At 63.2% G+C, this 26,837-nt stretch carries 29 protein-coding genes and 2 tRNA genes; 18 read left to right on the top strand and 13 right to left on the bottom strand.

The annotated features are described in order from the left end of the window. Positions 1-152 precede the first annotated feature (152 nt). From FJ222_06195 to FJ222_06205, 3 genes are read left to right on the top strand one after another with little or no spacing between them, the layout of a single operon-like run. On the top strand, positions 153-359 hold the full coding sequence (locus FJ222_06195) for a hypothetical protein (protein ID MBM4164015.1): 207 nt from the start codon (positions 153-155) through the stop codon (positions 357-359). 7 nt (positions 360-366) lie between these two features. Continuing rightward, positions 367-549, top strand: a complete 183-nt coding sequence (locus tag FJ222_06200; protein ID MBM4164016.1) for a hypothetical protein — start codon at positions 367-369, stop codon at positions 547-549. A 27-nt stretch (positions 550-576) separates the two neighbouring features. Next, positions 577-834, top strand: coding sequence for a hypothetical protein (locus FJ222_06205; protein MBM4164017.1), 258 nt, complete (start codon positions 577-579; stop codon positions 832-834). A 261-nt stretch (positions 835-1,095) separates the two neighbouring features. On the opposite strand, the gene FJ222_06210 is transcribed toward FJ222_06205, so the two are convergent. Both FJ222_06210 and FJ222_06215 read right to left on the bottom strand, forming a co-directional pair. Beyond that, a tRNA-Met gene (locus FJ222_06210) sits at positions 1,096-1,172 on the bottom strand. A 13-nt stretch (positions 1,173-1,185) separates the two neighbouring features. After that, a tRNA-Arg gene (locus FJ222_06215) sits at positions 1,186-1,262 on the bottom strand. A gap of 363 nt (positions 1,263-1,625) precedes the next feature. Here FJ222_06215 and ilvB point away from each other — a divergent pair. From ilvB to aroE, 3 genes are all read left to right on the top strand, one after another. Then, positions 1,626-3,371 carry a biosynthetic-type acetolactate synthase large subunit gene (ilvB, locus tag FJ222_06220; protein ID MBM4164018.1) on the top strand — a complete coding sequence of 582 codons (1,746 nt, stop codon included), beginning with the start codon at positions 1,626-1,628 and terminating at the stop codon, positions 3,369-3,371. A 103-nt stretch (positions 3,372-3,474) separates the two neighbouring features. Further along, complete coding sequence (gene ilvN / locus FJ222_06225; protein MBM4164019.1) at positions 3,475-3,957, top strand: acetolactate synthase small subunit; 483 nt, start codon at positions 3,475-3,477, stop codon at positions 3,955-3,957. A gap of 31 nt (positions 3,958-3,988) precedes the next feature. After that, entirely contained in the window at positions 3,989-4,840 is an 852-nt protein-coding gene (gene aroE, locus FJ222_06230) for a shikimate dehydrogenase (GenBank protein ID MBM4164020.1), read from the top strand. A gap of 152 nt (positions 4,841-4,992) precedes the next feature. Here aroE and FJ222_06235 read toward each other — a convergent pair whose 3' ends face one another. After that, positions 4,993-5,463, bottom strand: a complete 471-nt coding sequence (locus FJ222_06235) for a hypothetical protein (protein ID MBM4164021.1) — start codon at positions 5,461-5,463, stop codon at positions 4,993-4,995. 276 nt (positions 5,464-5,739) lie between these two features. On the opposite strand from FJ222_06235, the gene FJ222_06240 reads away from it, so the two are divergent. From FJ222_06240 to FJ222_06280, 9 genes are all read left to right on the top strand, one after another. After that, a complete protein-coding gene (locus tag FJ222_06240; GenBank protein MBM4164022.1) occupies positions 5,740-6,132 on the top strand; it encodes a type II toxin-antitoxin system VapC family toxin in 393 nt (130 codons plus the stop codon). Position 6,133: 1 nt separating this feature from the next. After that, a complete protein-coding gene (locus tag FJ222_06245; GenBank protein MBM4164023.1) occupies positions 6,134-6,376 on the top strand; it encodes a type II toxin-antitoxin system Phd/YefM family antitoxin in 243 nt (80 codons plus the stop codon). A gap of 288 nt (positions 6,377-6,664) precedes the next feature. After that, on the top strand, positions 6,665-7,567 hold the full coding sequence (locus FJ222_06250) for a phosphoribosylaminoimidazolesuccinocarboxamide synthase (protein ID MBM4164024.1): 903 nt from the start codon (positions 6,665-6,667) through the stop codon (positions 7,565-7,567). 103 nt (positions 7,568-7,670) lie between these two features. After that, positions 7,671-8,765, top strand: coding sequence for a pyridoxal phosphate-dependent aminotransferase (locus FJ222_06255; GenBank protein ID MBM4164025.1), 1,095 nt, complete (start codon positions 7,671-7,673; stop codon positions 8,763-8,765). Between the two features lie 22 nt (positions 8,766-8,787). After that, positions 8,788-10,080, top strand: coding sequence for a citrate synthase (locus FJ222_06260; GenBank protein ID MBM4164026.1), 1,293 nt, complete (start codon positions 8,788-8,790; stop codon positions 10,078-10,080). Next, positions 9,963-11,627: a threonylcarbamoyl-AMP synthase gene (locus FJ222_06265; protein ID MBM4164027.1), complete on the top strand. Its 1,665-nt coding sequence runs from the start codon at positions 9,963-9,965 to the stop codon at positions 11,625-11,627. The genes FJ222_06260 and FJ222_06265 overlap by 118 nt, the downstream gene beginning before the upstream one ends. Positions 11,628-11,663: 36 nt before the next feature. Further along, positions 11,664-12,191, top strand: coding sequence for a 5-(carboxyamino)imidazole ribonucleotide mutase (gene purE / locus FJ222_06270; protein ID MBM4164028.1), 528 nt, complete (start codon positions 11,664-11,666; stop codon positions 12,189-12,191). Between the two features lie 84 nt (positions 12,192-12,275). Next, complete coding sequence (locus FJ222_06275; GenBank protein MBM4164029.1) at positions 12,276-12,683, top strand: DUF2294 domain-containing protein; 408 nt, start codon at positions 12,276-12,278, stop codon at positions 12,681-12,683. An 87-nt stretch (positions 12,684-12,770) separates the two neighbouring features. Next, the gene (locus FJ222_06280) at positions 12,771-14,630 is read left to right on the top strand and encodes a pyruvate carboxylase subunit B (protein ID MBM4164030.1); all 1,860 of its coding nucleotides are present in this window, start codon (positions 12,771-12,773) and stop codon (positions 14,628-14,630) included. A gap of 50 nt (positions 14,631-14,680) precedes the next feature. Here the strand turns inward: FJ222_06280 and FJ222_06285 are convergent, their stop codons facing one another. Genes FJ222_06285 through FJ222_06320 form a run of 8 tightly spaced genes read right to left on the bottom strand, consistent with a single transcriptional unit; the run spans position 14,681 to position 22,114 of the window. After that, the gene (locus FJ222_06285; GenBank protein MBM4164031.1) at positions 14,681-15,436 is read right to left on the bottom strand and encodes a diguanylate cyclase; all 756 of its coding nucleotides are present in this window, start codon (positions 15,434-15,436) and stop codon (positions 14,681-14,683) included. Continuing rightward, on the bottom strand, positions 15,366-16,460 hold the full coding sequence (locus FJ222_06290) for a DUF362 domain-containing protein (GenBank protein MBM4164032.1): 1,095 nt from the start codon (positions 16,458-16,460) through the stop codon (positions 15,366-15,368). The genes FJ222_06285 and FJ222_06290 overlap by 71 nt, the downstream gene beginning before the upstream one ends. After that, positions 16,457-17,035 carry a 16S rRNA (guanine(966)-N(2))-methyltransferase RsmD gene (rsmD, locus tag FJ222_06295; GenBank protein ID MBM4164033.1) on the bottom strand — a complete coding sequence of 193 codons (579 nt, stop codon included), beginning with the start codon at positions 17,033-17,035 and terminating at the stop codon, positions 16,457-16,459. The genes FJ222_06290 and rsmD overlap by 4 nt, the downstream gene beginning before the upstream one ends. A 3-nt stretch (positions 17,036-17,038) precedes the next feature. Further along, a complete protein-coding gene (gene ftsW, locus FJ222_06300; GenBank protein ID MBM4164034.1) occupies positions 17,039-18,277 on the bottom strand; it encodes a putative lipid II flippase FtsW in 1,239 nt (412 codons plus the stop codon). After that, on the bottom strand, positions 18,222-19,184 hold the full coding sequence (locus FJ222_06305) for a LysM peptidoglycan-binding domain-containing protein (protein ID MBM4164035.1): 963 nt from the start codon (positions 19,182-19,184) through the stop codon (positions 18,222-18,224). Before FJ222_06305 ends, ftsW begins: the two co-directional genes overlap by 56 nt. A gap of 14 nt (positions 19,185-19,198) precedes the next feature. Continuing rightward, entirely contained in the window at positions 19,199-20,575 is a 1,377-nt protein-coding gene (gene murD, locus FJ222_06310; GenBank protein ID MBM4164036.1) for a UDP-N-acetylmuramoyl-L-alanine--D-glutamate ligase, read from the bottom strand. Positions 20,576-20,594: 19 nt separating this feature from the next. Beyond that, on the bottom strand, positions 20,595-21,413 hold the full coding sequence (locus FJ222_06315) for a ParA family protein (GenBank protein MBM4164037.1): 819 nt from the start codon (positions 21,411-21,413) through the stop codon (positions 20,595-20,597). After that, complete coding sequence (locus FJ222_06320; protein ID MBM4164038.1) at positions 21,410-22,114, bottom strand: hypothetical protein; 705 nt, start codon at positions 22,112-22,114, stop codon at positions 21,410-21,412. Before FJ222_06320 ends, FJ222_06315 begins: the two co-directional genes overlap by 4 nt. Positions 22,115-23,094: 980 nt before the next feature. Between FJ222_06320 and FJ222_06325 the strand changes: the two genes are divergently transcribed. Both FJ222_06325 and FJ222_06330 read left to right on the top strand, forming a co-directional pair. Next, on the top strand, positions 23,095-23,352 hold the full coding sequence (locus FJ222_06325) for a DUF4160 domain-containing protein (protein ID MBM4164039.1): 258 nt from the start codon (positions 23,095-23,097) through the stop codon (positions 23,350-23,352). Continuing rightward, on the top strand, positions 23,345-23,602 hold the full coding sequence (locus FJ222_06330; GenBank protein MBM4164040.1) for a DUF2442 domain-containing protein: 258 nt from the start codon (positions 23,345-23,347) through the stop codon (positions 23,600-23,602). Before FJ222_06325 ends, FJ222_06330 begins: the two co-directional genes overlap by 8 nt. Before the next feature lie 67 nt (positions 23,603-23,669). On the opposite strand, the gene FJ222_06335 is transcribed toward FJ222_06330, so the two are convergent. Both FJ222_06335 and FJ222_06340 read right to left on the bottom strand, forming a co-directional pair. After that, positions 23,670-25,271 carry an ABC transporter substrate-binding protein gene (locus FJ222_06335; GenBank protein ID MBM4164041.1) on the bottom strand — a complete coding sequence of 534 codons (1,602 nt, stop codon included), beginning with the start codon at positions 25,269-25,271 and terminating at the stop codon, positions 23,670-23,672. Further along, a complete protein-coding gene (locus tag FJ222_06340) occupies positions 25,268-26,374 on the bottom strand; it encodes an ABC transporter ATP-binding protein (protein MBM4164042.1) in 1,107 nt (368 codons plus the stop codon). The genes FJ222_06335 and FJ222_06340 overlap by 4 nt, the downstream gene beginning before the upstream one ends. A gap of 162 nt (positions 26,375-26,536) precedes the next feature. Here FJ222_06340 and FJ222_06345 point away from each other — a divergent pair. Then, positions 26,537-26,837: hypothetical protein (locus FJ222_06345; protein MBM4164043.1), on the top strand; the 301-nt coding region annotated here is incomplete at its 3' end.

The following is a 26,837-nucleotide window of genomic DNA, read 5'->3' on the forward strand; positions in this document are numbered from 1 at the left end:
CGATAGTGGCGGCAGCGGGGACCCCGGACGGGGGCGTGCCGTAAGGCGGGCGGCGACGGCATGACCGGGTTTGGGGGTGTGTGGGTGTGTGGGTTTGGGGGTGTGTGGGTTGGGGCAACAACAGAGCCGGTCAACCGGCGGAAGGGGGAGCGATGAGCGAAGCGGACAACACGGTGGTGAAGCCTGGATACAAGACGAGCGAGTTCTGGCTGACGCTGGGGGCGACGCTGGTCGGATTGCTGATCGGCAGCGGAGCCATTCCCGAGACGGGGGTGTGGCCGAAGGTCGTGGCGCTGGTGACGGCGGCCTTCACGGCGCTGGGGTACACGGTGAGCCGCGGCCTGGCCAAAAAAGGGTGAGGCCGGCATGTGGGCGGCGCTATTCAAGGCGATTCTCGACTGGCTGACCGGGCTGGCGAAAAGCCAGACCGGCACAGCCGGCGAGGATGTATCGGCGAAACCGGGGCTGCGCGAGCGGCTCGACCGGCGGCTGGCGGAATGGAAGGCCGGGAGGGGTGGGACGCCCGCCGATAACGGCGGGCCGCAGTAATCAGAGGCTGGAGAGAGGAGCGGGGCCGTGCGCAGTAAGCAGTGGCAGTGGGCAGTGGTGGCGGGGGCGATGCTGCTGGCCGGGTGCGCGGGGCCGCGGGTGGTATTCGTGCCATCGGCGGACGCGCCAGTGCGGGCCGGGCCGGGGATGCGCGGCCGGATCTACGTCTGGACCGGCGCCACCTGGGAGCTCTCGCGCAACCGGGTACCCGTGCCCGAGGGGATGTACATCTGGGACGCCGGCGACCCGGCGCCGGGAAGAGAACAGGGCGCGGAACAGCCGTAGCACTCCTCTACCCCGCTGAAACGAAAACGGACCCGCATCGCTTTGCGGATCCGTTTTTTTGTTAGACCGGAACCCGGATCAAACAAGCGGGCGTGTGTATTTTCGTGTTTTTGCTGTTTGGTTTGTTGTGTTAATTGTTTGGTTTTTTGACCCTACCAAAACAACCTAAAACAAACCGTAACACGAGAAACGCTAAAAGCGTCTTAGAAACGAAAAACCCCGGTTTTATTGGGGTTTTCCCATTAAAACCGGGGCGGAAAGTGGTAGCGGGGGCAGGATTTGAACCTGCGACCTTCAGGTTATGAGCCTGACGAGCTGCCTGGCTGCTCCACCCCGCAATCGCGTTGATACTGGCGCGCCTGGCAGGAGTTGAACCTGCAACCCTCAGATCCGTAGTCTGATGCTCTATCCAATTGAGCTACAGGCGCACACATCGACGGGCATAGTATCAAAGAACCCCGTCAGGTAGCAAGTGCTATTTCTGATAAATAATAAATATATCCGGTTGACATCATCCCATCCATCGGTTATCCTAAACGCATGATTTTGCACCCCTCCAACAATCGGATGAGCGTCGCACCCTGTGGGTGTGGCGGCTTCCTGCTTGTAGGCGTAGGCGTCGTAACGACGGCTGCGGCGGGTGCGGACTGTGGGTCGGCTTAATCACACCGATTGCCCCCACTCCCCAAAAAGCACCCACCGCACCCGTCAGAGGGCGGTGGGTTTTTTGTTCGATACCAAGCGTAAAAATCAGGGTTCAGAGTTCAGGTTAGAAAACAGGGGAGACGCACATGAAGAAGAAGGAAAAGCAGGAAACGGATCCACGCAGCGGCGCCCAATGCGTGGTGGACGGGCTCGAACACGCGGGTTGCGAGGTGGTCTTTGGCTATCCCGGCGGCACCGTCCTGGACATTTTCAACGTGCTGTGCCTCTCGCCCGTCCATTTCATCCTCTCCCGCCATGAACAGGGCGCGGTGCACATGGCCGATGGCTATGCGCGCGCCACGGGCAAGCCGGGCGTTTGCTTGGTGACGTCGGGTCCCGGCGCAACCAATACCGTGACCGGCCTCGCGACGGCCCACATGGACGGCATTCCGATGGTGTGTATTACCGGCCAGGTGGCGCTCTCGGCAATCGGCAATGACGCCTTTCAGGAGGCGGACACCATCGGCATCACCCGCGCCGTGACCAAGCACAACACCCTCGTCCGCTCGGCCGATGAGATTCCGGCCGCCATTGCGGAGGCGTTTTACATCGCCACCAGCGGCAAGCCGGGCCCGGTGCTGATCGACATCCCCAAGGATGTGCAGCGTCAGCTCACCGTCGTGCGCCCCCCGGCCTCGGTCTCCCTGCGCAGCTACAATCCTCGCGCGGTGCTCGCGCCCGAGGCGGTGGCCGCGTTGGCGGAGGCGATCAACCGCGCTGAACGCCCCGTGCTCTACGTGGGCGGCGGCGCCATTGCCGCCAACGCCTCCGCCCCGCTCACCGCGCTGGCCCGCAAGGCGAACATCCCCGTCACCACCACCCTGATGGGACTCGGCGCCTTTCCCGAGGACGACCCCCTCGCGCTGCGCATGCTGGGCATGCACGGCACGGCCGTGGCGAACCTCGCCGTGAGCGCGTGCGACCTGCTGATCTCGCTGGGCGCCCGCTTTGACGACCGCGTGACCGGCAAGATCGCCGAGTTTGCCCCCCGTGCGAAGATCGCGCACATAGACATCGACCCCTCGGCCATTGGCAAGAGCGTGCGTGTGGATTATTCCATTCGGGGCGACGCTCGCGAGGCGGCCGAGGCGCTCCTGCCGCTCGTTCACCCCGCTGAACATGCGGCCTGGCTCGCTGAGCTGGATGCGCTCAAACAGCGCTATCCGCTCAAATACCGCCACAGCGACTCGGTGCTCCAACCGATGTTTGTGCTGGAGGAGATTGACCGGTTGCGCAAGGGCAAGGGAATCATAGTGACCGATGTGGGGCAGCACCAGATGTGGGCCACGCAGTTCATTCGCCACGTCCAGCCCCGCTCATTCATCTCCTCCGGCGGCCTCGGCACCATGGGCTTCGGCCTCCCGGCGGCGATCGGCGCTCAGCTCGCCCGGCCGGGCGAGCTGGTGGTGGCGATTTGCGGCGATGGCGGCATTCAGATGAACGCCCAGGAACTGGTCGTGGCCGTGGAGCATAACATCCCGGTCAAGATCATCATTCTCAACAACGGTCATCTCGGCATGGTGCGGCAGTGGCAGCAGATGTTCTACGGCAAGCGCTATTCCGCCGTGGTGCTGGGCTCGTCCAATCGCCCCGTCAACGAGCGGATCAATCACGACGCCGCGCCGGTCTACCGGCCTGACTTTGTGAAGCTCGCCGAGGCCCATGGCATGCGCGCCGCGCGGGTGACCTGGCCCGCCGAGGTCGCGCCGATCCTCGAGCGCGCCTTTGCCGACCCCCATCCGTGGGTCATCGAGTGCATCGTCGATCCCGAGGCGAACGTGTTCCCCATGGTGCCTCCCGGTGCTGCGGTGTCGGCCATGATCGTGGATTGAGGCCGGCCGCTTAGAGGCGGCCGGAAGGGGAGACAGGTTTCAGGGAGACAGGTTTCAGGTTTCAGGGTTCAGGGAGACAGGTTTCAGGGAAAGGAAAGCCATCATGAAGCACATCATTACCGCTCTTGTAGAAAATAAGCCCGGCGTCCTGGCGCGCATCGTTGGGCTGATTTCGGGGCGCGGCTACAACATCGAAACGCTCAACGTGGGGCCGACGCAGGATCCGGCCATCTCGAAGATGACACTGGTGGTCCCCGGCGACGACCACGTGCTCGAGCAGGTGACCTTGCAGGTGGGCAAGCTCGTGGACGTGATCAGCGTGACGGATGTCACGGGCGCCCGCCATCTCGACCGCGAACTGATCCTGGTGGAGATCGCGACCGATTCGGTGGCGCAGCGCGCCGAAGTCCTGGACCTTGCGACGCTCTTCCGGGCGGCGGTCGCCGGAGTGACCGAACGATCCGTTTCCCTGCAGATGGTGGGCTCGTCAGACGTGGTCTCCGATTTCATGTTGTTGCTCAAGCCCTACAAAATCCTCGATCTCTCGCGTTCGGGCCAAATCGCCGTTGCGCGCGGCGAGGGGTGATGGGGGGGGCAAACGGAAAGCGAGACAGGTGATGCCTCAACGTCGGTTTGCTGTATTTGGTCATCCGGTCGCCCATTCGCTGTCGCCAGCGATGCACAACGCGAATTTTCGCGCGCTGGGGCTGGATGCTGTCTACGAGCGGCGCGATGTCGTTGAGGTGGAGCTTGCCGCGAACCTGAGCGACTTCCGTTCGGGCGGCGTGAACTGCACCATTCCGCTGAAGCGGGCGGCGTACGACATCTGCGACCGTCTTGACGAATCGGCCCGGCGTTTTGGCGTGGTCAACACCCTTCGTTTCGACGCCGACGGCGGACTGACCGGCTTCAACACCGACGGCATCGGCTTTCTGCGCGATCTGGAGGAGTCGCTGGGCTGCTCGCCAGAAGGACGGTCGGTTCTGGTCTTTGGCTGCGGCGGCGCGGGTCGGGCAATCGCCATCACGTGCGCCTGCGCCGGCGCACGGACGGTGTCGCTCGCCAACCGCACACCCGAACGGATGACGGCACTCGCCACCGAACTGGCCGCTCTGGCGCCCGGCGTGCCGGTGCGGGTGGTTCCCTCCGACGTAACGGCGTGGACCGCGGCCTGCCGCGATGCGGAGCTGGTCGTGCAATGCACGTCGCTGGGGTTGCATGATGGCGATCCTTTTCCTCTGGGGGCCGACGCCTTTCATCGCGGGCAGAAGGTTTACGATCTGGTTTACACGACGCCGGTCACGCCGATCATGCGCGTCGCCCAGGCGGCTGGCGCGGCCGCGCAGAACGGCCTCGGCATGCTCGTCCATCAAGGGGCAGCATCGTTCACCCTCTGGACGGGGCTTCAGGCCGACGTGGCCGCCATGCGCGGGGCACTGACAACGGGGGCCGACCCGGGGACCGACTGAGGCAGGGTCTTCCATCCACCCGCTCGTCTGTCCCCGACGTTTGGATTTAGCGCGCCGCCCGCACCACAAACACCTTGTCGTTCAGTCGAACGCGCGATTCACAGGGGAGCGTGACCCAGGTGGCTCGCTCGGCACGGGTGCAGACCTCATCGTCACGGCGCATCGCGGTCACGGTCAGTTCGATAACGCCGGTGGTCGGGCCGTGGATTGCGAGCGCGTCGCCGATGGCGATGGGCTGGTCTTGGATCTGGATCTGGACCATGCGGGCTTTTCTGGGTGGAGATGTGAAAGGGGATACCATGCCGCTTGCAGGCCCCGACCGCGGCCCAGTCCGAGACGATGGCGGCGTCGATGAATGGCGCTGCCTCGCGCAGCGTCGCCTCCAGCTCCGGCAGTTCGGGCTCATAGACGATGGTATTGAGGGTGAGGTAGAGGCGAACGCCCCGCGCGCGGCAGCGCTGGGAGGCCTCTGGCAGGGTCGCGCGGGTGAAGTTACGGGTGGCCAGCCGCCGCATGTTGAGCGTGTCGAGGCCGAGGTAAACCGCATCTGCGCCCGCGTCCAGCGCGGTTTGCAGGCAGGTCATGTCACCGGCTGGCGCGAGAATTTCCGGGAGGCGTTTCATAATTGTGAAGGAGTATAGCGCAAACCCAGTGCGGACCGCAACGGCAGGCAAGCCGACAGCAGCAATTCTCATTCTCATTATGGTCGTCGATTTCGGTATCCAAATCGGTATCGCTATCGGGATCGAATTCCTTGCTTTCTCGTCGATTTCGGTCCCGATCCCGATTTGGATCCCGATAGCGGCTGTCATAATTAGAATTGCTGGGAGATACAAGATGCCGATTGACTCGTCACGGTAATATTGTACAATTGTCCGGTATTGATGGAGGAGGGACGCATGGACATTGTCATCGACACATCAGCCTTGCTGGCCGTCATTGTCGGCGAGCCAGAGCGCGACCGCATCGTCGGACTCACTGCTGGCCACACCCTTCTCGGTCCGGGAGCCATTCCGTGGGAAGTGGGGAATGCGTTCTCCGCAATGCTCAAGCGCCGCCGACTGACCTTGGCTGAAGCCCAGGAGGGGTTGCGGATATTTCACACGGTTCCCTTGCGCTACGTGAAGGTGGACATGGCCAATGTGCTCTCGCTGGCCCACCAAGCGGGATTGTATGCATACGACGCCTACTTCCTCGATTGCGCCTTTCGCCATGCGGCACCGCTGCTGACGCTGGATCAGGGGCTCAAACAAGCAGCCAAGAACATCGGTATCAGACTCCTGGAGGTGTGAAATGCAAGTTTATACGTACTCAGAAGCAAGACAGAAGCTGGCCAGCGTTCTCGACAAAGCGGAGTCGACGGGCAGCGTCATCATCCAGCGGCGGGACGGCAGGAGCTTCACCTTGGTTCCCCAGAAGTCGCCGGTCTCCCCTTTGGATGTTCCGTCGGTCGGAGCTCGGATCTCGACAGAGGAACTGGTGGATCTGGTGCGGGAAGAGAGAGGCCGAACAAGAGGGTGGAAGGCGCGTCGCTAGTCGACTCGTTTCGACCGCCGTGAAAAAACGCCGTGAAAAAACCACTACCCTTCGAAAACCGGGCTTGACTTTCGGCAACGGGTGCTCTATATTGCAGCGGCAACACGAGCACATCGGGCTGTCCTCTTCAAGGAGGCAGTTGCGATCCAACCTTCACAGATTGTGAGTTGATGGCGGCCCGCTTGGGCGGGGGGCTTATCGAAGCGCAAGGTCGGCAAAGGTCATGACACGACCGCGCTGGCCTTTTTTGTTATCCGTAAACTCCCGTTACAGCCAGAGGAGCCCGCAATGAACGAAAAGCCGATGCTACAATCACAGCTTCCCGAATACCCATTGCTGTCGCGCGGCAAGGTCAGGGATGTTTATGATCTGGGCAAAAATTTATTGATTGTCGCGACCGACAGGATCTCCTGCTTTGACGTGGTCTTGCCCACGCCTATTCCTGGCAAAGGGAGCGTGCTGACGCAGTTGTCCCGGTTCTGGTTCGACAAATTGGCGGACATCGTTCCGAACCACTATTGCGGGACCGAATTGTCTGTCATCCGCGACCCCGTTGCACGGGAATCGCTGGAGGGCCGTTCCATGATCGTCCGAAAAGCGAAGCCCCTGCCGATCGAAGCCATCGTTCGCGGCTACCTGAGCGGTTCGGCGTGGAAGGAATATGCCAGCACCGGCACCTTCCGTGGACTGAAGCTGCCGAGCGGCTTGCGTGAGTCCGATTGTTTGCCGGAGCCGTCTTACACCCCCTCGACCAAAGCCGCGCAGGGCCTCCACGACGAGAACATCACGTTCAACGAGACCCTTGCCTTACTCGGCGAAAAGATCGCACGAAAAGTTCGGGATGTGAGCCTGAATCTCTACAGTGCCGCAGCGGAAATAGCCCTCACGCATGGGGTGATCATCGCGGACACCAAATTTGAGTTTGGCCTGGTCGGCGACGAGTTAATTCTGATTGACGAGGTCCTGACTCCAGACTCATCCCGCTTCTGGCCAGCAGCGGGTTACAAACCGGGCACGGCACAGCCCAGCTTCGACAAGCAATTCGTCCGCGATTACCTCGAATCTCTGGGGTGGAACAAGCAGCCGCCCGCGCCGACCCTGCCCGGCGAAATTGTGGCTAAGACAACCGCGAAATATCGTGAAGCATTACGGCTGATCACCGGCGAGCCCAGCCAAAGTCGGCTCGCTTGAACAACGCATCCGAAGGAACGTACGCGTGAACTACAGAATATCCCACCGCGCGGCGACGCTGTCGTCGTCACTCACATTGGCCATTGACTCCAAAGCCAAGCAGATGAAAGCCGACGGTCTGGACGTCGTCGGGTTCGGAGCCGGCGAGCCCGATTTTGATACGCCGCAGCACATCAAGGATGCCGCCGTGTCTGCGCTGGCGGCAGGGTTCACCAAGTACACGCCCGCCAGCGGCACGCCGGAGTTGCGCGAGGCCATTGCGAATAAGTTCGCGCGTGGAAACGGGCTCACCTACAAACCGAACCAGATCATCGTCTCTTGCGGAGGCAAGCACTCCTGCTTCAACGTGATCATGGCGACGTGCCAGGAGGGCGATGAGGTCATTATTCCGGCGCCCTACTGGCTCAGCTATCCCGAAATGGTCAAGCTAGCCGGTGCCCGGTCGGTCGTGCTGGAAACGACTGACCGGTCCGAGTTCAAAGTCACACCGGATCAGTTACGCGCCGCCATTACCCCGCGCACCCGCCTGTTCATTCTCAATTCCCCGAGCAATCCGACCGGGACCGTCTACACGCCCGAAGAAATCAAGGCGCTCGGCGATGTCTGCGTGGAAACGGGCGTGCTCATTATGAGCGACGAGATCTACGAACACCTGTTGTATGACGGGGCCACGCACACCAGCGTGGCCTCATTCGGTCCGGCGCATTTCGAACACACCATCATCGTCCATGGGTTTGCGAAGGCGTGGAGCATGACGGGGTGGCGCCTGGGCTTCTGCGCCGCACCGGGGCCGATCGCCAAGGCCATTGACGCCGTCCAGAGCCACAGCACGAGCAACCCGACCAGTTTCGCGCAGAAGGGCGCGGTTGCCGCGCTGCAGGGTCCGCAAGATCACCTCCCGAAATGGCTGGCGGAATTCGACAAACGCCGCCGGTATGCGCACCAGCGGCTCAACGCCATTCCGGGCATCACCTGCTGCAACGCGAAGGGCGCCTTCTACCTGTTTCCCAACATCTCGGCGACCGGGCTCAGCTCCACGGCGTTCTGCGCCCGGTTGTTGGAGCAGGAGAAAGTCGCCGCCGTGCCGGGCATCGCCTTCGGTGCCGACGACTATGTCCGCATCAGTTACGCCACGGGACTGAGCACGATTGAAAAGGGATTGGAGCGCATGGACCGGTTTGTCAGGAGCCTGTCCTAGCGGTCACGCGGGAAAATTCGTCATGAGCCAAACGGCGCGAATCGAACTCGACGGCAAACACATTGACCTCCCGGTCGTCATCGGAACCGAGGGGGAGCGAGCCGTCGACATTGCCACATTGCGCGACAGCTCGGGTGCGATCACGCTCGATGGCGGATACGCCAACACGGGGTCCTGCACCAGCCGAATCACATTCATCGACGGCGACAAGGGCATCTTGCGCTACCGCGGGATACCCATCGAGGAGTTGGCCAAGCATTCCACCTTTGTGGAAACGGCGTATCTGCTGATCTACGGGAAGCTGCCCGCTGCGGCGGAACTCCAGCGTTTTTCGAATCTGCTGACGCAGAACGAAAACCTGCATGAGGCCATGAAGTACCATTTCGAGGGATTCCCCTCAAACGCCCATCCCATGGCCATCTTGTCGACGATGATCAATGCGAGCAGTTGCTTCTACCCGGGCCTGTCCATCGGTCATCCGACGGCCCCTTTCTTCGACCTCCATGCCGCCCGGCTCATTTCGCAAGTGCGCACCATCGCCGCGTTCTCTTACCGCAAGTCACGCGGAATGCCGATCATTTATCCCAAGCCGTCTTTCAAGTACGTGGCCAACTTCCTGCACATGATGTTTTCAGACCCGTATGAGGACTACTTCTTAAAACCAGAGGTTCTGCGGGCGCTGGAGCTGATCCTCATTTTGCATGCCGACCATGAGCAGAACTGCTCGACCTCCACCGTGCGCATGGTGGCGTCCAGCCGGGCCAATCTGCTGGCCAGCGCGGCGGCGGGTGTGAGTGCCTTGTGGGGTCCGCTGCACGGGGGCGCCAACCAGGCAGTCATCGAGATGCTGGAGGACATCCACGCCTCCGGAGACGACGGGTCGCGTTTTATCGCCGCCGCCAAGGACAAGACAAGCGGGAAACGGCTTATGGGCTTTGGCCACCGCATCTATCGGCACTATGACCCGCGTGCCGCGCTGATCAAGAGGGCCTGCGACGACCTGCTCCAGGCGCTTCGGATCACGGACCCGCTGCTGGACATCGCCCAGCGGCTGGAGGCGAGCGCCTTGCAGGATCCGTATTTCATCGAGCGCAAGCTGTATCCGAATGTTGATTTCTACAGCGGTATTATCATGCGGGCCATCGGTATCCCGACGGAAATGTTCACGGTCGTTTTTGCCATGGGGCGCATGCCGGGGTGGATCGCCAACTACAAGGAAATCATGGACGAGCCGGGAACGCGCATCTACCGGCCCCGCCAAATCTACATGGGGCCCACGCTGAACCCCTACGTGAGATTGGAGGAACGGTCGTGACCGCTGTCAATCCGCCTCTTGGCGCGCTTCCTTCGGGACAGCCGGCGGTGTTTCTCGACCGCGACGGCACCCTGATCGAAGATCGCGGATACTTGCGCGATCCGCGCGAGGTCGTGTTTTACGACGAGACGGTGGAGTCTCTCAGACGACTTCAGGCACATGTTCGACTGTTCATTGTCACGAACCAGTCCGGGGTGGGGAAAGGCCTCGTCACGGCTGCTGAGGCGGATCGGGTCAACGCCTTCGTGGTGGACCATCTGCGCCAAAAGGGGGTGCTCGTCACGGCGCTCTACTGCTGCCCGCACCAACGCGAGGACGGGTGCGACTGCATCAAGCCCAAGCCGTTCTTTCTGGAAGCGGCTGCACGCGATTTCGGCCTTGATTTACGCCGTTCATTTGTCGTCGGCGACCACCCCTGCGACATCGAGCTGGCCCTCGGTGTCGGGGCCCAGGGTCTCCATGTTCTGACCGGTCATGGGCTGAAACACAGACATGAAATCCCAGCGGGCGGGATCACGGTGCCGGGAATTCGCGAGGCTGCCGAGTGGGTGCTGGCATGCCTTGAGATGTGGCGGCAGGAGAGGAGGAGTCCCGGACTGCTCCACAGCGCGGCCGAGCTGTTGCGCCGCGGCGGCATTGTCGCATTTCCCACCGAGACGGTGTATGGACTGGGAGCCGTGGTGTTTGATGAAAAAGCAGTCGCGCGTGTTTTTGAGGCCAAGCAACGCCCGCGTTTCGACCCGCTGATTGTCCACGTCAACAGCGTGGAGCACGTGGAACGCTTGACCGAGCGAGTCCCTCCTGAAGCGCACGCGCTGATCGCCCGATTCTGGCCCGGCCCGCTGACCTTGATTTTGCCCAAGGCGGCAAGCGTGCCCGATCTGGTCACTGCGGGGCTGCCGACGGTCGCCGTGCGCATGCCCCGGCATCCGATGGCGCTGGAACTGATTCGGCAAACCAGTCTGCCGATTGCCGCACCCAGCGCCAATCCGTTTGGGCACACCAGCCCCACGACCGCAGACCATGTGCGGGGATCTTTGGGCGGGCGCATCGACCTTGTGCTGGATGGCGGGACCTGCTCGGTCGGGATTGAATCCACCATCCTCTCTTTTTGTGACGGGCCTCCGGTCCTGTTGCGTCTCGGCGGTGTGCCGGTTGAGGACATCGAAGCGCTCATCGGGGCGGTGGCCAAGACGCCTTTGGCGAGCCAGAAGACGGTGCTTTCGCCCGGCATGCTGCCCCGGCACTACGCGCCTCGTACGCGGTTTCACGTCCTGAGTGGGCCGGAATCCGGGTGCGCGCATGCCGGGGAGAGGACGGGGCTTCTGGCATTCAAGAACACGTCTCGCGCCGGCCCGTTTGCCGCCATAGAATACCTTTCGGAAAACGGAGACCTGCGCGAGGCCGCCGCGAACCTCTTTGGCGCCATGCGCCGGCTGGATGAGCAGGGATTGGATTGGATTGTCGCTGAACCTGTGCCCAACGTGGGGCTGGGTCGCGCGATCAATGATCGGCTCTGTCGCGCGGCGGGAATCGAACAGGCATAAGCACAAGCAGAGTAAACAAAGAAAGGAGAGGTCCACATGCAGACTGAGACAGCACCGTTGGTATCGATCGTCATGGGAAGCAAGTCCGATTTGGAGACACTGAAAGAGGCTTCGGACATTCTCTCTGGGTTTGGTCTCTCGCACGAAATGCGGGTGATTTCAGCCCACCGGACGCCGGAAATAGCACGGACGTACGCGCTTTCCGCCGAAACGCGCGGCGTGCGAATCATCATCGCGGGCGCGGGAAAGGCAGCCCACTTGGCCGGTGTGCTCGCCTCCATGACCCCGTTACCGGTCATTGGAGTGCCGATGACAACCAGCGACCTCGGCGGTCTGGATTCACTGCTGTCCATGGTCCAGATGCCCGTCGGCATTCCGGTCGCGACAGTGACCATCGGCAAGACGGGGGCGAAGAACGCGGCGTTGCTGGCTGTCGCGATCCTCGCGCTGACAGACACCGCGTTGCGTGCCCGCCTGATCGAGTACCGCAAAAACATGTCGGACGAAGTTGAGCAAGCCGACCAGGCGCTCGTAGCGGCAAAACGCCCCCAAGGCGTCGCATGACACTGGAGACCGCGTTGAGCCGCGTTGACGCGCGAAGGCCGTCTCGAATGAACGGAGTCGAGGAGAAACACTGGGAGGCTGCACATGAACAAGACCAAGCCCGCGTTATCGAACAAGACCAAGGGAGAGATCGAGTCTGAGATCTGCGAAGCCCTCATCAAGTTTGAGCGCGAGTACATGGGGCGCGGCCCGGAGGAAGCCCGCACCTATATTCTCGATGACCTGATCATCGTACGGCTGCGCGGTGTGCTCACTCCTGCGGAACGGCAGTTGGTGAAGAGTGAGGTCGCTGGCCACGGGCGCAGCTTAATCAAGCAAGTGCGCATGGAGCTTATCGAGAAGGCGCGGCCTCTGCTCGAAGTGCTGGTGCATGACATCACCGGGCAGCACGTCAAAAGTCTGCACACGGATATCAGCACAGCCACCGGCGAGCGTATCATCGTTTTTTCGCTCACGAGAACCTTTGCCTTTCAGGCCGCACCGAAGGCGTAGACCGTCCTAAAAGAACGGCCCAACAGGCCGTGTTGCCAAGCGGGTACATGAGGACGGTCGAAGAGTCTTAACGAACAAGGAGCACATATGAAGAAGATCATTCCTGAAGCGGCCGCCGCGAAGCGCCGCATACGCATCACCGACACCACGCTGCGTGACGCGCACCAGTCCTTATGGGCAACGCGCATGCGCACGGACGACATGCTTTCGATCGCCAGCGAGGTCGACAACGCGGGTTACTACTCGCTGGAGTGCTGGGGCGGGGCGACGTTCGACGTCTGCCTGCGGTTTCTGCGCGAGAACCCCTGGGAGCGGCTGCGCCAGCTCAAAGCGGCCTGCCCCAAGACGCCCTTGCAGATGCTGCTGCGCGGACAGAACATTCTGGGCTACAAAAACTACCCGGATGACGTGCTGGAGCGTTTCATCGCGCTTGCCTGCGAAAACGGCATGGACATTTTCAGGATCTTCGACGCGCTGAACGACACGCGCAATCTGGAGCAGGCGATCCAGTCGGTCAAGAAATACGGCGGCCACGCGCAGGGCACGATCTGTTACACCTACAGCCCGGTGCATACAGTCGAGAAGTTCGTTGCCATCGCCAAAGAGCAAGAGGCCATGGGTGTCGACACGCTGTGCATCAAGGACATGGCCGGTATTCTGACTCCGGGTGCCGCGACCGCCCTGATATCGGCGCTCGTCCAATCGGTCACGGTGCCGGTACAGGTTCACTCACACATGACCAGCGGCATGGCAGTCGCCATGTACCTCTCGGCAGTTAAGGCTGGCGCGGGCGCCATCGACACGGCAGTTTCGACCCTGTCGGGCTTTTCCTCACAGCCGCCCACCGAATCGCTGGTGGCGATTCTCGAGAGCGAGGGCTATGATACAGGCGTGAACCACGTGCGGGTGGCCAAAGCCAACGCCCATTTTAAGGCGCTCAAGAAGATGCGAGAGCCCTCGGTGGGTTTGGGCGAGTCGGTGGATGCGGACGTGCTGGAACATCACATCCCCGGCGGCATGATCTCCAACCTGCGGTCTCAGCTTCAGCAGCAAAACGCGCTGGACCGGCTGCCCGAAGTGCTGGAAGAGCTGCCGCGCACGCGTGCCGACATGGGCTATCCCCCGCTCGTCACGCCAACAAGCCAGATCGTTGGCGTTCAGGCCGTGCTGAACGTGTTGGCGGGGAAGCGCTACGAGATGGTGACGCAGGAGACGCGCGACTACGTGAAGGGTCTCTACGGCCGGTCGCCCGCACCGATCAACGAAAAGCTGGCCAAGCAGATTCTGAATGGCGAGGAGCCGGTGACCTGCCGTCCGGCGGATCTGCTGAAGCCGGGCCTGAGCGACGCGGTCGCCCGGCTCGACCCCAAGCTGGTCGAGAAAGAAGAGGACATCTTGTCGTATTGTCTTTTCCCCGAGGTGGCGCTGGGGTATTTCACGTGGCGGGCCAAGCCTGCGGATCAGCGGGACCCGATTCCGGCTGACCTCGAAGGAGCAAGCCAGAAGAAAGAGGTTGCCGGAGGGCAGAAGCCGGAGGCCGGCGGTCAGCAGGCTGCGGGTTCCGGAGAAACGCAGCGGTTTGCGGAGATCGGAAAGCTGGTCGTCGGGCTCGCGAGCCGTCTGGGATTGGGGGCCGGCAGCTTACCAGTCGCTTTGACTGACGTGCCTGTGCCCGCACCTGCCCCCAAGGCAGAAACGCCTCTCGTATCAGGGCCGACGATTAACGCCCCGCTCAGCGGCACGTTCTACCGTTCACCCGGACCAGGCAAACCGGAACTGGCGAAAGAAGGCGACAGCCTCCAGGCGGGCGATCCGCTCTGCATCGTCGAGGCCATGAAGCTCTTAAACCCCATCAATGCAGACAAGCCGTTAAAGGTGGTGAACTTTCTCGTCGGACACGGCGCGGTTGTGGTCAAGGGGCAGCCGCTGGCGACCGTTCAGTACTAGGGACGTGACACAGGGCGTCTGGAAAACCATGGGCCTTTGACCGGGATGGCTCACGCCAGTGAAAGTTCCCCGAAGCATTCCGGAAGGTGGAAGCTGAGGCGCGGGACCGGCGACCAGGAGGCCCAGTGGGGGTGTGAGGTGCGATCAGCGCACTTGTAGAAGTTGGCGCGCCAGGTCTGTCCGGAAAGGTCTCCGATCGGGCCGACGTAGGACTCCAAAAGAGAGACGGGGAACGACCAGCCGTTGCCCCAGTCGACGGGGTCGGTGATTTCCGGTTCTACGACTGCCGGTAGTGAATGCCAGATCGCCACCTGCCGGGCCCATACGGGGTCAACCGGCCGCCACTTCTTGAATCCGTCGGGTCCGAACGTGGGATCCTCAATGTAGGAGAGGTGGAGCGTGCCGCCGGCATTGACCTCGAAGTTGAAATAGCCCTGGCCCGGCTTGGGGCGGACAAAGAACTCCGTGCAACTATCGGTGCAGACCGGCCCCATGTACGCCGTCTGCACCGAGCGGACATAGCGGTCCTTCACGTGGAATCGCACGAACAGGTGCGTGCCGTTGTGCAGAACGCGGACGCGCACGTCCGGGCGGTGCGCGGTCGATTCCTCGCGGAAACAGCCCACGACAACCGCTTGGGCAGACGCCCAGGCCGCGCCATCAAAATCGGCGTCCAGCGCCGGAGCCCGATCCGTCTTCTGAACCGTGTAATGCATGTCTTGCAATCTCCTGTGATCAATCCATCGTGCGCACCGTGTAATCACGCCCGCCCAAGCCCAACTCGTGCAGGAACGCAATGACGGCATAGGGGTCTTTGCCGTGTATCTTCTCGAACAGATGGCCGCTCGCGCCCAGCGACCAGCCTGCGGGGAGCGAACCTGGAATCAGCTTCTCTTCCCGGATCATGTCCAGCGACGCCTGCTCGATCGCCACGATGTCCGATCCCGCGAGGATGCCGATGTCGGGGACGAGGTTGGGCGTGGTCATGCCCCAGCAATCGCAGAAGATCGTGATGTTCATCAGCAGGTTAATGAAGTAGCGGTTCTCGGGCTTAAAGCCGGCGAGCACGGCCTGAGTGGTCAGCGCCATGCCGCGCTGAAAATCGCGATAGCGGCCTCCCAGCATGCGGATGGCGTGTTCGGGGCAGATCAGCACGCAATGTTGGCAGAATTTGCAGTTGTGGTAGAAGACATCGAACCCGCCGTCTTCCGTGAAAGAAATAGCCCCATTTTCGCAATTCTCGGCGCACACGTTGCAGTGCGAACATTTTGCCCGGTCCCAGTCCAGGCCGCCCTCCAGAGCGTGGATGGCGCCGCGGCTCCGCTGGGAGACGCATCCCATGGACAGGTTTTTGGACGCGCCGCCGAAGCCACAAGCGCCGTGGCCCTTGATGTGCGAAAAATCGATCAGTGCCTCCGCGTCCGTGATCGCGGCCCCGATCTCGACCTCCCGGAATGCGCCGAACGGTGGCTGGATCGGCGTCAGGCGGACGTGGCGGTCATCGGGACCGCTGATGGAGACGAGCGGGCAGCCCACGGTCTCGGCCGTGTAGCCGCGCTCGGCGGCTGTGGCGACCGACCCCGGCGAATCGGCGATAAAGACCGCGCGCGCGCCGGCCGCCTTGATGCGGTCGATCAGCTTGCGGGTGAAGAATGGATGAATGGTGGTGAACCCGGTGCCGCCGCCCAGGTGCATCTTGACGCACACCCGCTTGCCGCCCGCGACAGACTCCAACGGCATGGCCGCCAGCAGACGCAGCCATTTCGCCCCGATGGAATTAACGGGCTCCAAATTTTTCGGAACATAGTCGGCAAACAGCAGTTCGCTCATCGGTGTGTCTCCTCGTGTGCGCCATCGGATCGGCGGTAAATGACCAGCCGGGTACGGCCGTAGGAGCGGTCGCGCAGCAGCTCCCAGTCGGGCACGTCCGGCACATCCATTCGCACGGGCTGCTCGGCGACAAACCAGCCGCCCGCGCGCACGACGTCGCCGGCCATCAAATCGCCCATCAGCGCCCCGAAGCCGATGGCCTGCGCGTCGGCGTAGGGCGGGTCGGCGAAGACGACGTCGGCGCGCAGATTGCGGCCCGGCCCCCGAACCCAGCGCCAGGCGTCCGCGCAGACGATCCGGCCGCCGGTCGCGCCGAGCGTGGAAAGATTTTCCGCCAGCACGCTGCAGTTGCGCCGGTCGGCCTCGACCCAGACGACCTCATCCGCGCCGCGGCTCAGCGCGTCAAACCCCACCGCCCCGGAGCCGGCGAACAAGTCGAGAAAGACCAGTCTCGGGAACGCGCCCGCGAGCATCGAGAACAGGGCTTCGCGCACCCGATCCTGCGTCGGGCGAACCGCCAGAGAGGGTGGCGCTTTCAGCTTGCGTCCGCAATGAATGCCGCCGGTGATCCGCATCGTTCATATCCTTTTTGCGGCATTACGAACCCTGTGAGCATGGGAGTCGGCCTCGACCTCCTCGGCATGGCGGCCGATGTTGATCAGGATGCCGATGGCCGTCAGGGTGGCCAGCATGTTGGTGCCGCCATAGCTCAGCAGCGGAAGAGCCAGGCCCTTGGTCGGCAGGGCGCCGATGACGACGCCCATGTTGAGCGCCGCCTGCAGCACGATCGACAGCGTCAGCCCGAAGGCGATGAGCCGGCCGAGCCGATCGGGGGCCTTGAAGGCGATCCAGATGCCGCACACCAGCAGGACGACGAACAGCAGGACGACGCCCAGCGTACCCACCAGCCCGAACTCCTCCCCGGTGATCGCGAAGATGAAATCGGTGTGAGCCTCCGGGAGGTAGAATTGTTTCTGCATGCTGTTGTTGATGCCAACGCCGGAAAAGCCGCCATTGACAAACGCGAGAATCGACTGCTTCATCTGGTGTGAGGCAGCGGAGCCGCTGTCGGCCCCCGCCAGCCAGGCCTCAATCCGACCCAGCCGCACCGGGTCCTGCCAGACCATCACGCCAATGCCCGCAGCCCCGAGGATGCCGCTGCCAATCAAATAGATCCAGCGTGTGCCTGCCGCAAACAGGATGGCACCTGCAAGGGCGGCGGTGACAGCCGTGGCGCCAAAGTCCGGCTCCAACATCATCAGGGTCAGCACGACGACAAGCGCGAGACATGGGTAGAGAAATCCTTTAAAAAACCGTTTCGCGTGCCAGGTGATGGAGTCCATCCAGACCGAAAACAGGATCACCACGCCGAGCTTGGCAAACTCGCTCGGTTGGAGCGAGAAGAAGGCGAGACGAATCCAGCGCCGGCTCCCGTTGACTTCGGATCCGATTCCGGGGATCAGCACCAAGACCAGCGCCAGCAGCAGGATCGTCCCCAGCGTGAGGTAAACCCCCCGCCGGCGCCAGACGTGGTAGTCAATCCGGGCCGCAACGATGGCACCGACCGATCCCACGAGGCACCAGACAATCTGACGGTAGGTGAAATAAAGCGGGTCACCATGGATCGATGCGCCGCGGACAGAACTGGCGCTGCCGACGCTGATCAGCCCGAAGAGGACCAGACCCAGGACCGCCATACACAATGCTGTCAAAACCCTGCGCATGGTCATCCACCCGCGGCATCGCCGAGACTCAAGGACCTCACGGCGTCGTCTGCTCGACCGGAATCTTGATAACCTTGCCGGCTTGCAGCTCATTTCCGGTCAGGTTGTTCAGGGTCTTGATCTCGTTGGGGCTCACCCCCCAGGCGATGGCGATCGCGTACACATCCTCGTTCTCCTTCACCGTGTAGAGGCGGAAGCTTTCGGGCGCGGCGGGCGCAACGGTCGGATTCACCACGGCCGGGGTCGCATCGCTCGGCGACTCAAGCGTGCTGGCCGGTTTCGGCGGGAGGGGGTTGGCGTTCGTTCCTGTGATGGCAGGCACGACGGGCGTCTCGGCCTTCACGGGCGGCGTCACGAGAGCGGCGGGCGCCTTGATGGCGGGGGCCTTCACGGCCGCAGGCTGGGTCGCCGAACTGGGTCCGGGGGTTTTGGTCGGATTGGCGATCTTCAGCGTCTGTCCTGCGCGGATGACGTCGGACGTGAGCATGTTGAGTTGCTTGATGTCGGCGATCTTCACGCCGTGCCGATGGGCGATGGTCGAGAGTGAATCGCCCGGCTGCACCTTGTACGAGATCGTCTTTCCAGCCGTGACCACAGCGGGAGCCTTCTTGACCGGAGCGCTGGAAACCGCCTTTTTGCTGGCAAGATTCACCTGGCCGGGAAGCTGAATCACCTGGCCGGGGCGGAGCTTATTGGCGTTGATATCCGGGTTGACTGCCGCGATGTCCTGCCAGCGCAGGTCGTACTGCGCGGCGATGAGCGAAAGGGTGTCGCCCTTGCCCACGGTGTAAGGCGTGGTGATCGGTCCGGCAGTCTGCAACCGCAACGGAGCGATGTCGGGGCTCACGTCAACAATCACGGGCGTGGTGTTCTGGGGGACCGCCTGGACCTCGGGCTGCTTGGAAGACCCCATCAAACCGCAACCCTGCATCAGACAGGCGCTGGCCAGCGCCGGGATAGCCCCTATCCACATCGTCCCATTCTGTCGCGTCACATTCATTGTTCGTCCTCCTGCTATCGGTCGAAGAGCCGCGCCGCGCACGCTGTCACCTGACGGGCCGCCTGCGCAAACCGTTCGCCGCGTTCGTGATAATTTTTAAATTGATCAAAGCTCGCCGTACCGGGCGAGAGCAACACGGTCTCGCCTGGCACCGCCTCGTCTGCCGCGCGCGCAACGGCTCGATCCATGGTCTCACAGATCTCGCACGATGCCACGCCGTGCCACGCCTCAGCCATCTGATGCGCGGATTCGCCAATAAGATATACCCTTCGGGTGTGTCTTGTCAGCAATTCTTTTACGCCTGATAAATCGGACTCTTTGAGGCGCCCGCCGGCGATCAACCGGACGGGTCGTCCGGCCATCGTGAGGGCCGCAGCCAGCGCGGCCAGGCTGGTCCCTTTGGAGTCGTCGACGTAGCGGACGCCCGCATGCTCCAGAACGGTCTGCATCCGGTGCGGGAGCGGCGCGAAGGCCCGCAGACCGGCCGCAGTCTCGGGCGCGCCCAGCCCGCACGCCGCCAGCGCCGCGCATCCGGCGGCTGCGGCCAGCCCCAGCACCGGGTTGTCGAACCACGTCCCCCCCAGGCCGACCACTCGTGCGTAAGGCCAGACGGTTGAGGTCACGGCATGACCCTCATAGCGCCAGTCGGCCGAGGGGTCCGCGCCGAATGTCATCGTGCGCGCGGCGGTGGCGACTGGACCATGGCGCGTCTCGTACCCTGCCGGGAGAAGGGCGACACCCTGCGGCGTCTGCAGGCGGAACAGCCGCTCTTTGATCCTCCGGTAGGCGTCGAACGTGCCGTGCCGGTCGAGGTGGTCCGGTTGGACGTTGAGCAGCACCGCCACGTCGGGCGCGAAGGTCCTGGTCCATTCGAGCTGAAACGAGCTGACCTCGACCACCGCCCACGCAAGGTCGGGCGTGTCCAGCGCGAGCGCGCACAGGGGGATTCCGTAATTGCCGCACGGTGCCGCGCGAACCCCCGCCGCGCACAGCGTTTCGGCGCACAGTTTGACCAGCGAACTTTTTCCCTTGCTGCCCGTCACCGCGAGGATGCGGCCCGGCCACTGACGCGCGCCGAGCTCGATCTCGGCGATCACCGGGATGCCGCGCGCTGCGCAGGCGGCCAGCCACGGGTGATTGGCCGCAAAGGCCGGGCTCACCACGCACAGATCGAAGGGGTCGCCGGGAAACAACCCGCCGCCGCCGCGGTAGGTCGCGCCGCAGGCGCTCAGCGCCTCGCGCGCCGCGACGGGCGCTGAGCCCTCGTCCAGCACCTGCGCCGACCCCCCGTGCGCGCAGACCATACGGGCGGCGGCCACGCCACTCACGCCCGCGCCCAGCACGGCGACGCGCGTGCCGGGCGCGATCATGTGTGTCGAACAGGGAGTCATAGCCGGCCTATCTTTCGGGTTAGACGCACGCGGGGCGGGCGTGTTCGCGGGCGGCGAATTCCCGGGCGAAGGTCCGGTAGGCCTGCGCGCCGCGGCTTGCGGGGTCGAAGGAGACGACGGGCTGGCCGAAACTGGGCGCTTCGCTGATCCGCACGTTGCGGGGAATGACCGTCTGATAGACCGCGTCGCCGAAATGGGTGCGCACCTCCTGCACCACATCGCCGGCCAGGTTGGTGCGGCCGTCGAACATGGTCATGAGGATGCCCTGCAGGCGCAGGGCGGGGTTGACGCCGCTGCTCTGCAGGCGATTGACGAGGTTGGTGATCACACTCAGCCCCTCCATCGCGTAATATTCGCACTGCATGGGCACGAGCACCCCGTCGGCGGCGGCCAGCGACGAGGTCATCAGAATGCCCAGCGAGGGGGGGCAGTCCAGAAGGATGTGGTCAAACACGCAGGACTCCAGCACGCGGACGATCACCTTGCGCACGGCCTGCAGGTGGTCGCCCATGCGGGCGATTTCGATCTCGGCGCCGGCCAAATCGAGCTCGGAGGGGATGATGTTCACCCTCTCATACGGGGTTGGCTGGATGATGTCGGCCACATCGGCCGCGCCGGTCAGCACCGGATAGAGGCTCACGCCCGGCTGCAACGGCACGCCCAGACCGCTCGTGGCGTTGGCTTGCGGGTCGAGGTCGATCAGCAGAACCGTCTGACCGTCCAGCGCCAGAGACGCCGCCAGATTGACCACGGTCGTGGTCTTGCCCACGCCGCCCTTCTGGTTGGCCACCGCGATCACCCGCGCCCGCCTGCCGGGCGTCGTCTGCGCTTCGCTCATTCGCCCCTCCGCCGGACCAAGGAGAAGAATCGGTCCTGATAGTGTTCGAACACCCCTTTATCCTGCAGCAGCTTGCCAAGCTGCTTGACCCGCGTGGCATCCTTCTCGGCGGCGGCGAAGGCCGTGTCGATCTCCTCCCGCACCGCCATCGGAATCCCGTCGCGCATCTCGAACAGATGGCGTTCACTCAACTCGCGGATGTTGGCCTGGGCGGAATTCTGCACCGTCTGCCAGAAGAGCCGGATCAGGCAGACATCCCACGGCGTGTCCACGCCCTTGATCACGGCGCAGAAGGGATCCTTGCGGTCGGCCGCGGCTTCCTTGACCCGTCCCAAGACGTTCTCCAGGCTGTCGGTCACCACCTGTTCGCTGAACGCCTCCTGTTTGAGCGTGTAGCCGTAGCGGAGCACCCGCACCTGATCCTCGTGCTCGCGCAACCACTCCAGATACTGCTCCGCCTGTTCGCCAAAACCCTCCAGGACCATGCGCGAATAGGCCTCCGGCGTGATGATCTGCGGCCGCATGGCCTGCATCCGCCCCTCGCGCACACGCACTTGTCCCACCGAGTCCATCAGCTCGCTGACCAGCGTGTAGTTGATCAGCGTGTTGCCGAACGTTTCGAGGTGGCGCGTGGGCAGCACGAGGAGTTCGGTGTTGTTCACCGCATACCAGAAATCAAAGTGTGTAGGTTTTCTGCTCATGACAATTGGGGAACAGGATACCGGATTTCGGGCCGCGCCGCCACAAGCAAATCGGAGGGGTTTCAACGGGGTTGAATTCGCAGGATGAGACCGGACACCTCCCGCCGAGACATGCGCCACCGTGAAACAGGTGACTTCTCTCTTGCAAACACCCCGGAGGGGTTTTGCAAGGGGCTCTTAAAACGGGAGATTAAGACTACGCGCACAGTTTGCCTGTCCCCGACCCGTTCTCGCCAGCGACGATAGCGTGGAGCCTTCTTGTTCGACGGTCAAGTCTTCCATCTTGAAAGTATCAATCGGACACAGAACACGAGCACGATGAAATGGTCGAGAAGCAGAAAAGCCATGAGTGCGACCGCGCGTCTCGCCCGTGTGTTTGAGCGCAAGACGGACGCCGCGATGGCCAGAGCAACCAGGAGGCAAAGAAAGAAAGGGTAGAACACGGCAGACACCATTGTTCGGAAAGGCCGAGCGGGGACTTCGACCCATTCGATTGTGTCGGCAAAGAAGACGCCGCTGCGGGGGATAGAATCAGGATTCTTGGGAACCAGCGTGGTCTCCACGAACTCGCTTCGGGACCAGATGAATGCGGTGCTGACCAAGAGCATGACGGTGACGACGACAGAAAAGCACAGTGCGGTACGCCAGAGGATCTCCGACCGGCGGTGAGATCGTTCATTCATCAGCTCGTCGAATAGGGGCGCTGTGCAGTGTGCATTCATAATACACATGTACCGATGACGCAGCACGGTCGTCTTGCCGGTCTGCCGCGCACCGCTCAATACGACAACACGGAAAGACTTGACCGCCCCCTGATGCGGGATGAGAGTGTTCGCTCTTTGAACACGCTTGTAGATTAATACCTATGGTATACAAATGCAAGCACAAACAGCAGCAATTCTGAATCGCATTGAATGACCGATTTCCAAGCGTGACACGGCGGCCAGCCAGTGATAAACTCAGACATTGGGAAATGTGATATGCCAACGATATTGATGATTCTCGGATGGCGGTTCTACTTCTACGCGAATGAGGGGAATGAACCGATTCATGTGCATTGCAAGAAAGGCGACGCAGAGGCGAAGTATTGGCTCGATCCCGACAGCTTCGAGGCGATCGAGGCGCATGCTTACAACATGAGCCCTGCCGACAAGCGGGCCGCGCGCCGGATCATCTTCGATCACTTTGACTACATTGTTAACCAGTGGAACGACTTTCAGGAGACACGGAATGGATAAGGCGCATGACGTACGAAACGTGTCGGTTTCGGGAAGCCTGCTGCATCTCGATGTCGATGGTAGGCCCTACGAGATTGATCTGACTGAACAGTCGCGCCGTCTGGCGCGTGCGACTCAATGTCAGAGAGAACGACTTGAGGTCTCTCCGTCCGGCTACGGACTTCACTGGCCGGATATCGACGAGGATTTGTCTATTGATGGATTGATCGGGGTTGAGCACTCGAACCCTGTGCTTGCGACCCATGCCTGAAAGCCGCCGAACAACGGCGTCGTCCGTACGCAGTGAACCGCGCCGCACACGCCGAGCGTTCTTTGAATCACCGTTTCCGCGCGCGGGCTTCGGCTTCGCGGTAGCTGTGGCGGAAGAACGCCGTCCAGACCCGCAGCAGCTCCTCGCGCCGGACCGTGTTGAGGGTGCCGATGGCCGACGCCCAGGTGAGCGGTTCGGGCGTGTCGGGCATCCGCAGGAGCAGGGCCATCGCCTCGGGCGCGGCATCCGGGCCGCCGGCATCGCAGATCGCGCGCCACGCCGCCCGCAGCTCATCGCCGGAATCCAGGCACATCGCCCGGACCAAATCGCGCTGAATGCCGAAGTGCCGGCCAGTCCAGCGGGGCTGGTAGGCGAACCGCGCGGCCAGCGCATAGGCGTCGACATCCGGATCGGTCAGGTCGTCGGTGGTGTAGGCCCGGTGCGCCTCGCAGGCCGCCTGCCCCGCAGAATCGTTGGAGGGATAGAACGCCCGCCCGATCGGCAGCCGACACAATGCAAACCGCCGGGGTCCGCCCGGCGTGCCGGGACGGTAGTTCCATAGCTTCTGGCCGTCGGGGCTCATCGCGTAGATCAGGAACCGGAGCGCCAGCTGCGGGTGTGGCGCGCCGCGCAGGATGCCCACCGGGTCGGCGCTGACGCTCGATCCGCCGCGCGGCGTCACATAGACCAGTCGCGCCGCGCCGTCGGGGGCCCTGGCCGACTCGGCCTGAAACCGCCCGTAGAAGTCGATCGCGATCCCCGCTGCGGCGATGCCGTCGCCCACGTCGATCGGCACCTTGCCCGCGCCGTCGGTGAAGTAACGCGCATTCGCCCCGATCAGTCGAACGAGGTTCACGCCTCGGATCCATCCAAGCGCGACCGCCTCCGAATAGGCGGCCGGCACCCCCTCGGGCATCACGCCCGGCGGGAGGCGCGCCGCCGCGATCTGCCGCTCAAACGCGCGCACCTTCTCGGCATCGAAGCCGGCCGCCGCCACCGCCTGTCCGCATTGCTCCTGGATGATCATCTCAAACGCCTTGGCCACGCTGCCGCTCTTGGTCGGATCGGTCACGCCGATCTGGCCCAAATAGCGGGGGTCGGCGAGATCGCGCCACACCCGGGGCGGCGATGCGATGCCCAGATCGCGCAACCGGTCCGGGTTGTAGCAGATGCCAAACGTGCTCAGCACCGTGCCCAGATAGACGTCGGTCCACCACGTCTCGCCGCCCGCCTCTTGCGGAATGTCCCGCAGCAGCGCGTAAAGTTCCGCCGCCTCGCCCGCATCCGCGTCGGGACCGCCGGGCTTCCACAACGGCACGGTGATCCCCTGCGCCGCCGCGCGGCCGTGGTCGAACGTGCCGCCTCCGAAAAACACGTCGATCCCACTGCTGGCCTGAGTGCTGCTGGCGTATTGCGAGACCAGATAGCGCATGATCTCGGTCGTCCCGCCGATCACCCGCCAGTCCACCTTGACGGGGACACCATACTGCGCCTGATGCCACGCGCTAAAGCCAGCGCCGAACTCCTGCCGGATCGCCTCGTTATGCGGCGAGATCACCACCAGCACCGGGTGGCCGGGCCGCCACTCCGAGCGTTCCGCCTGGCGGCTGAAGATGAACGGCAGCGCCACGACACTCACAGCGGCCAGAACGACCAGCAGATTCTTCATGCGCGTGCCGCCTCCCCGAGCGCCGCCTCGGCGGGCAACACGATCACCTGTTCCGGGTCGGCCCAGATGGCCGTTTCATTCGTCGCGACGGGCTGGCGCGGATTCAGTTCGAACGCGCGGATCTCCCACGCGCCGGCCTCGGTCGCCAGAGTCAGTTCATGCTGGGCCATTTCGCCCTGATAGACCGTGCTCAGCAGGCGGCCGTTGAAGGTGTTGGGACAATCGGACGGCGGACGGTCGAAGCGGAAAGACTCGGGCCGGATGCAGAGACGGACCGCCGCGCCCGGCCGGGGTGCATCGGCAGTGGCCGAAGCGGCCAGCAGCCCCGCCGATGTGCGGATGCGCAGGATCGTCCCCTCGTCGCGCAGCACGGTGCCGTCAATGAAGTTCCCCTCGCCGATGAAACCCGCGACAAAGGCGTTGACCGGATGCCGGTAGACCTCGGCCGGGGTGCCGGTCTGCTCAATCCGCCCGTTGCGCATCACGGCCAACCGGTCGGCGATCGACAACGCCTCCTTCTGATCGTGCGTCACATACACGGCCGTCAGCCCGGCCTGCTTGCAGATGCGCCGGATATCCGTCCGCATCTCCAGCCGCAGCTTCGCGTCGAGGTTGGAGAGCGGCTCATCGAGCAGCAGGCACTGCGGTTCGACGACCAGCGCTCGGGCGAGCGCCACCCGCTGCTGCTGGCCGCCTGAAAGCTGGTTGGGACGGGCCTGCGCGCGGTCGAGCAGATGCACCCGGTCCAGGGCGTCCAGCGTCCGCCGCCGCACCTCCGCCGGGCCAGCCTGGCGCATCTCCAGTCCGAAGGCGACATTCTCGAAGAGGGTCAGGTGCGGCCACAACGCATAACTCTGGAACACCATCCCCGTGTCGCGCAGATACGGCGGCAGGTTGGTCACGTCACGCCCGCCCATGGCGACCGACCCCGTTTCGGGGATGCAGAAGCCGGCGAGGCACCGCAGCAGCGTCGTCTTGCCGCACCCGCTCGGGCCAAGGAGGAAGAAAAGCTCGCCCGCGTCCACCTCCAGCGACACGCCGTCCAGCGCCCGGACGGAACCGAACCGCTTGACCACCTGATGAATGCGAATCGGAACAGCCATACCCACACTCCGCGCCCAGTTCTGAACTATGCCTGATGAAAGAACCCCAGTATAGCGGCCGTGGCTGCCCAGGTAAACACTTCGATTATGTTTGCATTGATGGGGGTGTTCCCCGTAACATACAGGCCGTCACCCAGAGACGAACCCCAAGGAACGGCAACCATGAGCGACATCCAGAAAACCGCGAACCCTGCAGCGACCGCCAAACCGGCCCGGCCCATTCCCGAAAATCTTCCCGAGGAGCTTCTCCCTGTCTACGACTGGTGGCATGCCCAGGGGAAACAGACCGTTTATCTGGCGGTGCTGGTTCTGGCCCTCATCGGCGCGGGTCTGGTTCTCAATCAGAGCCGGAAGGCCAAGGTACTCCAGGCGGCCGAACGGCTCCTGTCGGCCCAATCCACCGAGGAACTGGAAGCGCTGGGTCGCCAGTACGGCCGCACCGGGGCGGCGTCCTGTCCCATCT

The sequence above is a fragment of the Lentisphaerota bacterium genome, assembly GCA_016873675.1.
In the GTDB taxonomy this organism is placed as follows: Bacteria; Verrucomicrobiota; Kiritimatiellia; order RFP12; family JAAYNR01; genus VGWG01.

Coding starts and splice junctions, on each gene's coding strand:
- FJ222_06195 (MBM4164015.1), top strand. CDS start 153: ATGAGCGAAGCGGACAACACGGTGGTGAAGCCTGGATACAAGACGAGC.
- FJ222_06200 (MBM4164016.1), top strand. CDS start 367: ATGTGGGCGGCGCTATTCAAGGCGATTCTCGACTGGCTGACCGGGCTG.
- ilvB (MBM4164018.1), top strand. CDS start 1,626: ATGAAGAAGAAGGAAAAGCAGGAAACGGATCCACGCAGCGGCGCCCAA.
- ilvN (MBM4164019.1), top strand. CDS start 3,475: ATGAAGCACATCATTACCGCTCTTGTAGAAAATAAGCCCGGCGTCCTG.
- aroE (MBM4164020.1), top strand. CDS start 3,989: ATGCCTCAACGTCGGTTTGCTGTATTTGGTCATCCGGTCGCCCATTCG.
- FJ222_06235 (MBM4164021.1), bottom strand. CDS start 5,463: ATGAAACGCCTCCCGGAAATTCTCGCGCCAGCCGGTGACATGACCTGC.
- FJ222_06240 (MBM4164022.1), top strand. CDS start 5,740: ATGGACATTGTCATCGACACATCAGCCTTGCTGGCCGTCATTGTCGGC.
- FJ222_06245 (MBM4164023.1), top strand. CDS start 6,134: ATGCAAGTTTATACGTACTCAGAAGCAAGACAGAAGCTGGCCAGCGTT.
- FJ222_06250 (MBM4164024.1), top strand. CDS start 6,665: ATGAACGAAAAGCCGATGCTACAATCACAGCTTCCCGAATACCCATTG.
- FJ222_06255 (MBM4164025.1), top strand. CDS start 7,671: ATGAAAGCCGACGGTCTGGACGTCGTCGGGTTCGGAGCCGGCGAGCCC.
- FJ222_06260 (MBM4164026.1), top strand. CDS start 8,788: ATGAGCCAAACGGCGCGAATCGAACTCGACGGCAAACACATTGACCTC.
- purE (MBM4164028.1), top strand. CDS start 11,664: ATGCAGACTGAGACAGCACCGTTGGTATCGATCGTCATGGGAAGCAAG.
- FJ222_06275 (MBM4164029.1), top strand. CDS start 12,276: ATGAACAAGACCAAGCCCGCGTTATCGAACAAGACCAAGGGAGAGATC.
- FJ222_06280 (MBM4164030.1), top strand. CDS start 12,771: ATGAAGAAGATCATTCCTGAAGCGGCCGCCGCGAAGCGCCGCATACGC.
- FJ222_06285 (MBM4164031.1), bottom strand. CDS start 15,436: ATGCCGTCATTGCGTTCCTGCACGAGTTGGGCTTGGGCGGGCGTGATT.
- FJ222_06290 (MBM4164032.1), bottom strand. CDS start 16,460: ATGAGCGAACTGCTGTTTGCCGACTATGTTCCGAAAAATTTGGAGCCC.
- rsmD (MBM4164033.1), bottom strand. CDS start 17,035: ATGCGGATCACCGGCGGCATTCATTGCGGACGCAAGCTGAAAGCGCCA.
- ftsW (MBM4164034.1), bottom strand. CDS start 18,277: ATGAGCTGCAAGCCGGCAAGGTTATCAAGATTCCGGTCGAGCAGACGA.
- FJ222_06305 (MBM4164035.1), bottom strand. CDS start 19,184: ATGAATGTGACGCGACAGAATGGGACGATGTGGATAGGGGCTATCCCG.
- murD (MBM4164036.1), bottom strand. CDS start 20,575: ATGACTCCCTGTTCGACACACATGATCGCGCCCGGCACGCGCGTCGCC.
- FJ222_06315 (MBM4164037.1), bottom strand. CDS start 21,413: ATGAGCGAAGCGCAGACGACGCCCGGCAGGCGGGCGCGGGTGATCGCG.
- FJ222_06320 (MBM4164038.1), bottom strand. CDS start 22,114: ATGAGCAGAAAACCTACACACTTTGATTTCTGGTATGCGGTGAACAAC.
- FJ222_06325 (MBM4164039.1), top strand. CDS start 23,095: ATGCCAACGATATTGATGATTCTCGGATGGCGGTTCTACTTCTACGCG.
- FJ222_06330 (MBM4164040.1), top strand. CDS start 23,345: ATGGATAAGGCGCATGACGTACGAAACGTGTCGGTTTCGGGAAGCCTG.
- FJ222_06335 (MBM4164041.1), bottom strand. CDS start 25,271: ATGAAGAATCTGCTGGTCGTTCTGGCCGCTGTGAGTGTCGTGGCGCTG.
- FJ222_06340 (MBM4164042.1), bottom strand. CDS start 26,374: ATGGCTGTTCCGATTCGCATTCATCAGGTGGTCAAGCGGTTCGGTTCC.